The sequence below is a fragment of the Hydrogenovibrio sp. genome (assembly GCF_049975065.1).
In the GTDB taxonomy this organism is placed as follows: Bacteria; Pseudomonadota; Gammaproteobacteria; order Thiomicrospirales; family Thiomicrospiraceae; genus Hydrogenovibrio.
Map to the genome: position 1 here is coordinate 1,915 of NZ_JBNGDN010000024.1, position 7,396 is coordinate 9,310.

A 7,396-nucleotide genomic window follows, 5' to 3' on the forward strand; every position below is an offset into this window, starting at 1 on the left:
CCGCGCCCCGCTTCCAGACAAATTTTCGGAATCTGGGTGGTTTTGCCCGAGCCGGTTTCCCCGGCAATCACCACCACTTGGTGGTTTTGAATGAGCGCCAAAATCTCATCACGGCGTTCCGCGACCGGCAGTTTATCGTATGAAATCTTCGGCACGGCCTGCTGATTGCGCTCAACCTGCTTGAGCGAATGTTGCAGTTTATCGATGAATTTTTGCCAGGCCTGGTCGTTTTGCAATGACGCTAAATCCACCTGTGAATCCAACCGAAAACGCTTAAATTGCTGCATTAAGGCAAAACGGTCTTTCACCAGACACTGGTCAATGGCTGTTTTTAGGCGCTTTGGAGAATTGAGTTCGGTCAAAGACATGGCGGCTGGGCATCGCGGTTATGAAAGAGCGCCTATTTTAGTGGTTTCCGACACAGATTGCCAAAAGGCTTAACGCTGCATCATTTTCATTAAATCCGCCAAACGGTAGATCTGCCCCGCACCGCCCCAGTGGCCGTCCGGCACCTCGTGAAACAACACCCAGACCCGCGCGGCATTCAAGCGGTTATCATCGGTACCCTCAAGCTGCAACACCAATTGCGTCAAGGCTTGGGTCAGACGTTCTTTGTGACTGTCGGGCAGGGTATTTTCAAACACAGTCACATCAAAACGATAATGCGCCTTGTGCGCAGCGTGACCGCCAATATAAAGATCCGCGTTTGGATGATGATGAAAATACACCCAGCTGAGCATCCGCGCTTTCGGGTTGGTGTCCACCCCTTCCAGCCGGAGCAGTGCATCGGTGACATCTTCGGCCAGACGTGCTTCCTGCTCCTTGGTAAAGGTGGCTTCTGGCAAGGTAATTTCAATCATGGGCATGAGGATTCTCCACTGAATAAATAGAGCAACTATTTAGAGCCACTATTAAAGCAATAATCAGGGAAACAATCTGCATAAACGCCGATTCGGCGCTTCGCGGTTGACATTGCCGTTGTGTTTAAGGTTTACTGTTTAGGAATGACTGTTAAAGTCGAGGTCACCTCGAACCGTTCACTTCCATCCACTTTAAGGAGATAACTTGGGGTTTTATCACTTCGTAACCGCCTACAATCGGCCACTTTGGTCGCGGCACTTTCCATCAGCAGTTTAGCCGCTGCAGGCTACATTGGTCCTTCCGATGAAAACCAACCCCAAAACGCAAAAGCGGTGCTGGACAAACCGAAAGACGACCAGTTTGTGGTGTTGAAAGGCTACCTGATTAAACAGGTCTCCAGTGACAAATACCAATTCGGCGACGACAGCGGTGAAATCCGTGTGGAAATCGACCACAACCTGTTTACGTCCGATCCGATTGACGAAAACACTTTGGTTGAGATTCGCGGCGAAGTGGAAAAAGACTTTATGGATTCACCCGAAATCGACGTCAATCATCTCGCCATTATCCAACCCGCCCAACCCTAAGCATTCGCGTCCGCATGTTCCCATAGCCTTTTGACCAGACCTGGTCAAAAGGCGGCTATCCGGCTTTGGTTTCGGCGGGATCGGGAATGCCCGCGGCACGATCGGGATCCATGCCAAACAGTTTGGTTTTGACGGTTTCTCGCAGGCTCTGGAAAAAGACATACAGCACCGGAATAAAGAACACGGCGATCGCCGCCGCAAATAGCATCCCGCCAATCACCGTCACCCCAACGTAATGACGACTCACGGCACCCGCGCCCGTGGCGAACAGCAGCGGCAAGACCCCCAGCAAAAAGGCCAGTGCGGTCATCATCAAAGGCCGGAAACGCAGGTGCGCGGCTTCCCTGGCGGCGTCAACCGTCGAAAGCCCCTCTTCGCGACGGGTTTTGGCAAATTCCACCATCAGAATGGCGTTTTTACTGGCCAGACCAATCATCAGAACAATACTGATCTGAGTGTAGAGGTTATTGTCCAGGCTTGGCAATAAATACAAGGGCAACAGCGAACCGAATACCGCAATCGCCACCGAGGCAATGACCGACATCGGCACTGACCAGCTTTCGTACTGCGCCACCAAAAACAGGTAGGCGAACAATATGGCCAGCGCAAAAATCACCACCACCAGACTGCCCGCTTCCAATTCCTGCAGGGTCATCCCCGTCCAGGCAATTTCATACGTCTTGGGCATATTCTCGTCGGCCAAGGTTTCAAAGGCTTGAATCGCCTCACCGGAGCTGGTATTGGCCGACTGATGCGCGGAAAACGAAGCCGTGCGATACATATTGTATCGCGGAATCGACAAGGGCCCGAGAATCGGCTTGTAGTCCACCACGGAGCTCAACGGCACCATGCCACCATTTCGGTTGCGCACTTTGATCAGATCCAGGTCGTTCATGTTCATGCGTTCACTGGCTTCCGCCTGAATAATGACCCGATAGGTTTTGCCGTACAAATTGAAGTCGTTAATGTACAAAGACCCCAAGTTCGATTGCAGAGTACTGAAAATATCGGAAATTTCCACGCCCAGCACACGCGCTTTTTCGCGGTGAATATCCAGATAATACTGGGGCACATCGGCTGAGAAGGTTGAAAACGCCTGGGTAATGCCCGGCTCCTGATTGGCTTTATACATCAGACCACGGGTGACCGAAGCCAATTCAGTTGAAGGTCCGCTGGACAGATCCAGAATCTGCCCTTGCAAGCCATCCGCCACCCCCAAACCGTTAATGGCCGGTGGCGAGAAAGCAAAGGATTCGGCTTCGGGGTAGGTGCTGAGAATCTGATTGGCTTTCACCAAAATTTGACTGGCCGGATGGTCGGGACGTTTAGCCCAATCCTCCAGTGACAACACCACAAAGCCGGCATTGGAAGCGGCACCGGACATAACACTGTAACCATTGACCACAATAATGTCGCGCACGCCGGGAATTTTTTTCAAATCCGCCGACACCTTACGGGTAAACTCGGTGGTTCTTTCAAGAGACGCGCCGTCCGGCAGCTGAATGTTCGCCATCAAGGCGCCACGATCTTCCGTGGGTAGGAAACCGGACGGCACATTTTGAAACAGATACCCAGCGCCGAACACAAACCCGAGGAAAACCAACATACTCATTTTGTAGCGCGAAATCATTTTCTTGGCGATGACCACATAGCCATCACGCGCCTTATCAACGCCCTTGGCAAAAACGCCCAGCACCCCTTTCGGTGCTTTCTCTTCCGCCTTGAGCAACAAGCGGCAGAGCGCCGGTGAAAGGGTTAAAGCATTAATCGAAGAGATCACCACCGCCATGGCAATGGTTAACGCAAATTGACGGTAAAACTCACCGGTAATCCCCGGCATAAACGACACCGGCAAAAACACCGACAACAACACCAGCGTGGTGGCAATGATCGGCCCGGTGACCTGTTTCATGGCTTCTTGAGTGGCACGGCGCACATTGGTTTCGCCTTCTGCCAACAGGCGTTTAACGTTTTCAACCACAATAATGCCATCGTCCACCACCACCCCGATGGCCAGAATCAGGGCGAATAAGGTGATGGTATTGATTGAAAATCCGAATGCATACAGTAGGGCAATCACCCCAATCAGAGAAACAGGTACCGCAATGGCCGGAATCAGGGTAGCGCGCCAGTCGGCGAGAAACAGGAAGGTAATAATGACCACCAGCGTAAAGGTGATAAACAGCGTCTTGACAACTTCTTCCACCGACTCGCGCACCGATTCAGTGGTGTCGTAAAGTACACCGTATTCCAGGCCTTCGGGAAAGCGTTTTTCCAGCACCTTTAACTGTTCATACACTTCATCGGCCACCGCGATGGAGTTGGCACCGGGCGATTGATAAATGGCAATGGAAGCAGTGGGGCGATTGTTCAAGAAAGACGAACCATCATAAGATTGAGTGCCCAGTTCCACTCGAGCCACGTCTTTCATATACACCACGGAACCGTTTTCATTGGCACGGACAATAATGTTTTCAAATTCCGACACCTCTGACAAACGCCCCTTGGCCTGCAAGGTGTATTGAAACGCCGGTTTGGTGTCATCGTAAGGCGGTGAGCCGATCTGACCGACCGAGGCCTGGATATTTTGCGATTCAATCGCCGCCGAAATATCCTGCGGGGTAATGCCGAGGGCTTGCATTTTCAAAGAATCCAACCAGATACGCATACCGTAATCCAGTGAAATAAACTGGGCGACATTGCCGACGCCGGACAAACGCGCCAGCGAATCCTGCATGTGAATGGAGGCGTAGTTACTGAGCCAGATGCCGTCTTTATCGTTATTTTGGGTGTAAAGGCTGATGATCATCAGCATACTGCTGGACTGCTTCTTGACGGACACCCCTTGTCGGGTCACGTCGGCCGGCAAATCCGGTTGTGCCAGTGCCACTCGGTTCTGCACATTGACGGCCGCCATATCAGGATCGGTGCCGACGTCAAAAGATACGTTCAGGGAATAGGAACCACTGTTGCTGCTGTTGGAGGACATATACAGCATATTGTCCACGCCATTGACCTGAGTCTCGATGGGAATCGCCACCGATTCCTCCACCACCTCGGCACTGGCTCCGGGGTAATTGGTGGTCACACTGACAACCGGCGGGGTAATGTCGGGAAACTCCGCCACCGGAATGATTTTCATGGCAATAAAGCCGATTAAGGTGATGACGATCGAAATCACCAACGCAAATTTAGGTCTGTCTATAAAAAACGCCGGTATCATTTATTGCGCCGCACCCTGATGATCAACCACATTGACTTTCATATTCGGCTTCACTTTTTGCAAGCCTTGTACGATGACTTTTTCACCCTGTTTGAGACCGGATTTCACCACCCAGTTTTCACCCAGTTGACGCCCGAGATCCACCCGTCGATTTTGCACAGCATTCTGGTCATCCACCACCAGCACAAAATAACCGTCTTTGTCTTTTTGCACCGATTCCTGCGGCACCACCACTTTGATATCGGGCGTACTGGAGGTAATGGAAACGGTTACATACTGCCCCGGACGCAGAAGGTAATCTGGGTTTGGAAAAGAGGCTCTCAAGGTAACGGTATTGGAAGTCATATCCACTTCCGGCGCTAAATAATTAAATTCACCCGAATGCGTGTATTTAGAACCATCCGACAAGATCAAAGTGGGGATGGCTTTCAACTGCCCCTCTGATGATTTGTTTTTTAATTTGAGGCTTTGCGCTTCCAAAAGCTTCTTTTCACCGATTTCCACCGTGACATAAACCGGGTCAATCGACGTAATCGTAGCCAAAGGCTGACTGGCGGCATTCACCAGGTTTCCAGTGCTGTAAGTGGCGATGCCAACCACCCCTGCCTGCGGTGCCACCACATCGGTGTAGCTCAGGTTGAGCCTCGCCTGTTCCACAGCGGCTTCCGACAGCATGACTTGCGCTCTGGCGGTATCACGAGCGGCTTCCGCTTGATCCACATCGGACTGTGAAATGAGATGCTTGGGCAACATGTCTTTTTTTCGCACCAGATCGGCTTCCGCGTTTTTAAGCGTCGCCTTGGCACTGAGCAAGTCTGCCTGACGTTCTTTTAACGCAATCTGATAGGTATCTTTTTCGATATTAAACAGCACGTCGCCTTTGGAAACGCGCGCGCCTTCAACAAAATTACGTCGGGTCAGAAAGCCTTCCACCCTTGCACGAAGCTGAACCGTGTCAATCGCCACCACCCGCCCGGACTGCTTTATAACAGGCGCGACATTTTCAGTCGTAACCGCCTGCACCACAACGCTCGGTAAGGGGCGTTGGGGCTTAGCGGTGTTTTTTGCGGTGGTTTTGGATTGCGATTCCTTAGAGGCCGTATCCGCCGCCAAAACCCCAGCGGAACAGACGGACAGACAGCCAAAGAGCAAAAAAGTCGTTTTTGTTAACGCCATCAACAGTTATCCCAAGTTAATCACCAGTTTGCCCTCAGGCCTGGTCAGTTTTTAAGCAGCGCATTCGCTTTAACACGCAAGACTTCCAATTGTTCGATTTGTTTTTGCAAGTCCGCCAGTAAGGCTTTGCCTTCCGAACCGGAGGCTTCAATTTTCGCCTTCAGACTTTCTTGCAACGTTTTGGCTTTTGCCTGAATGCTTGGATCCTGCAAAGCCTGCTGTTCACGCATTTGAAACGCCTGCTGACGCTTCTGGAAATCCTGAATCACTTCTTGGGTGGGCTTCTGCTTGCCGTCGCTGTATTGGTTCGCAATGGACTGCAATTGTTCCAATTCCTTGTCGGCATCGTATCCGCCAGAAGACATTTTTTTGGAAACCGCATCCTGCAAAGACTGCTTTTGTTTTTCCAATTCCGGATTATCCTGATACACCTTTTGCTGCAAAACCTGCAACTTTTGCTGCGTCTGCTGCAACGCCTGCTGAGTCTGTTGCACTTGCATCATCAGCTGCTGTTGTTCCGGCGTCATTTGCGGCATGCCACCCTGGCCCTGCGCCATATTCGGTTGAGCCTGAACAGGCGCGCTCAACAAAAACAGCGACGCAACTGCCACTAAGGCGGCTGATAGCCTATTCAAAGAATCAAAACGGAATGTCAATTTTGAAAATAACATAAAAAACCTTTTGTTTAGTGACTATATTCGGCTCGACTTCACTGGCCGACTCACTGAAAAAACACGTTTACACACCTAACCCGAATTTATCAAGAAATCCGTCAAAAAGATGAATACGTTCGGAAGCGTTACCAAACCTGCTGCGATTATCAGTCTAGCCTATGCTAACCGCAAGCTTACGTTTACTCAACCAAATAGGGATAAAATTCAACTATATTTATCCGCGTTGCCAAACCCAAACATTATTTCGGCAATTTCATTTCAATCTCAATCGAATTCAAATCGGTACGCTTATCGTCAGGCAAAACACCGACACCGAATTTTACCTTTACCTCCTCATCTTTATCCTGCACACCGACATTCACGTCATAACGCCCAGCTTCTTTGTCTCGGCCTTCATAGCCATAATCAAAATTTTTACGTTCAATCGGCTTATCCGGCAAAAGTTGATTAATGCTTTTCGGCGTTGAATTCGTCCCACTCATGCCAGAAGGGTCGGGCTCTGGCGTTGGGAAAGGCCCCATCGAATCTTCTTTTTTAGACGATGCCTGGGGAAGCGTCAGATTCAACGGTGATTTCAAACTGGCTGCCGCCGCTTTTTCATTGGCATTTGTATCGGCAGGTTCAGGTGTCAGCACCTCCCTTTTCGGCGTCTCGTTTGCCACCGCCGTTTCCAAGGCACTCGGTTTCGGCACATTCGTAAGCGGCAACGAACGCTCGGGCGCTTCATTAAGGCGGGCCTCACCCGAGCCTATTGTAGCGGTTTGAAAGCTAAACCAGACCGCCCAAACAAGCACCGAAATCAGCACGGTAACGCCACTGACCAGTCGCCACCCACCCCATCGTTTTTTCATAACCCTCCCATTTTCAATCAGGCC

Annotated in this window: 7 protein-coding genes; 1 reads left to right on the forward strand and 6 read right to left on the reverse strand. The window is 50.8% G+C overall.

Going from position 1 to position 7,396, the window contains the following annotated elements; all coding sequences use genetic code 11:
- A partial coding sequence (locus tag ACP5D0_RS04585; protein ID WP_472364416.1) for a hypothetical protein occupies positions 1–368 on the reverse strand: 368 nt, incomplete at its 3' end.
- Between the two features lie 69 nt (positions 369–437).
- Positions 438–866, reverse strand: a complete 429-nt coding sequence (locus tag ACP5D0_RS04590) for a tautomerase family protein (protein ID WP_472364417.1) — start codon at positions 864–866, stop codon at positions 438–440.
- A 240-nt stretch (positions 867–1,106) separates the two neighbouring features.
- Between ACP5D0_RS04590 and ACP5D0_RS04595 the strand changes: the two genes are divergently transcribed.
- Entirely contained in the window at positions 1,107–1,448 is a 342-nt protein-coding gene (locus tag ACP5D0_RS04595; protein ID WP_472364418.1) for a NirD/YgiW/YdeI family stress tolerance protein, read from the forward strand.
- A 55-nt stretch (positions 1,449–1,503) separates the two neighbouring features.
- Here ACP5D0_RS04595 and ACP5D0_RS04600 read toward each other — a convergent pair whose 3' ends face one another.
- From ACP5D0_RS04600 to ACP5D0_RS04615, 4 genes are all read right to left on the reverse strand, one after another.
- Positions 1,504–4,671, reverse strand: a complete 3,168-nt coding sequence (locus ACP5D0_RS04600) for an efflux RND transporter permease subunit (RefSeq protein ID WP_472364419.1) — start codon at positions 4,669–4,671, stop codon at positions 1,504–1,506.
- Positions 4,672–5,847, reverse strand: a complete 1,176-nt coding sequence (locus ACP5D0_RS04605; RefSeq protein WP_472364421.1) for an efflux RND transporter periplasmic adaptor subunit — start codon at positions 5,845–5,847, stop codon at positions 4,672–4,674.
- Between the two features lie 44 nt (positions 5,848–5,891).
- Entirely contained in the window at positions 5,892–6,404 is a 513-nt protein-coding gene (locus ACP5D0_RS04610; protein ID WP_472364422.1) for a hypothetical protein, read from the reverse strand.
- Between the two features lie 356 nt (positions 6,405–6,760).
- On the reverse strand, positions 6,761–7,396 hold a 636-nt coding region (locus tag ACP5D0_RS04615), incomplete at its 5' end, for a hypothetical protein (protein ID WP_472364423.1).

Bases quoted from the DNA above. Each gene is read 5' to 3' on its own strand.
- ACP5D0_RS04590 (WP_472364417.1), bottom strand. From the start codon at position 866: ATGCCCATGATTGAAATTACCTTGCCAGAAGCCACCTTTACCAAGGAG.
- ACP5D0_RS04600 (WP_472364419.1), bottom strand. From the start codon at position 4,671: ATGATACCGGCGTTTTTTATAGACAGACCTAAATTTGCGTTGGTGATT.
- ACP5D0_RS04605 (WP_472364421.1), bottom strand. From the start codon at position 5,847: ATGGCGTTAACAAAAACGACTTTTTTGCTCTTTGGCTGTCTGTCCGTC.
- ACP5D0_RS04610 (WP_472364422.1), bottom strand. From the start codon at position 6,404: ATGGCGCAGGGCCAGGGTGGCATGCCGCAAATGACGCCGGAACAACAG.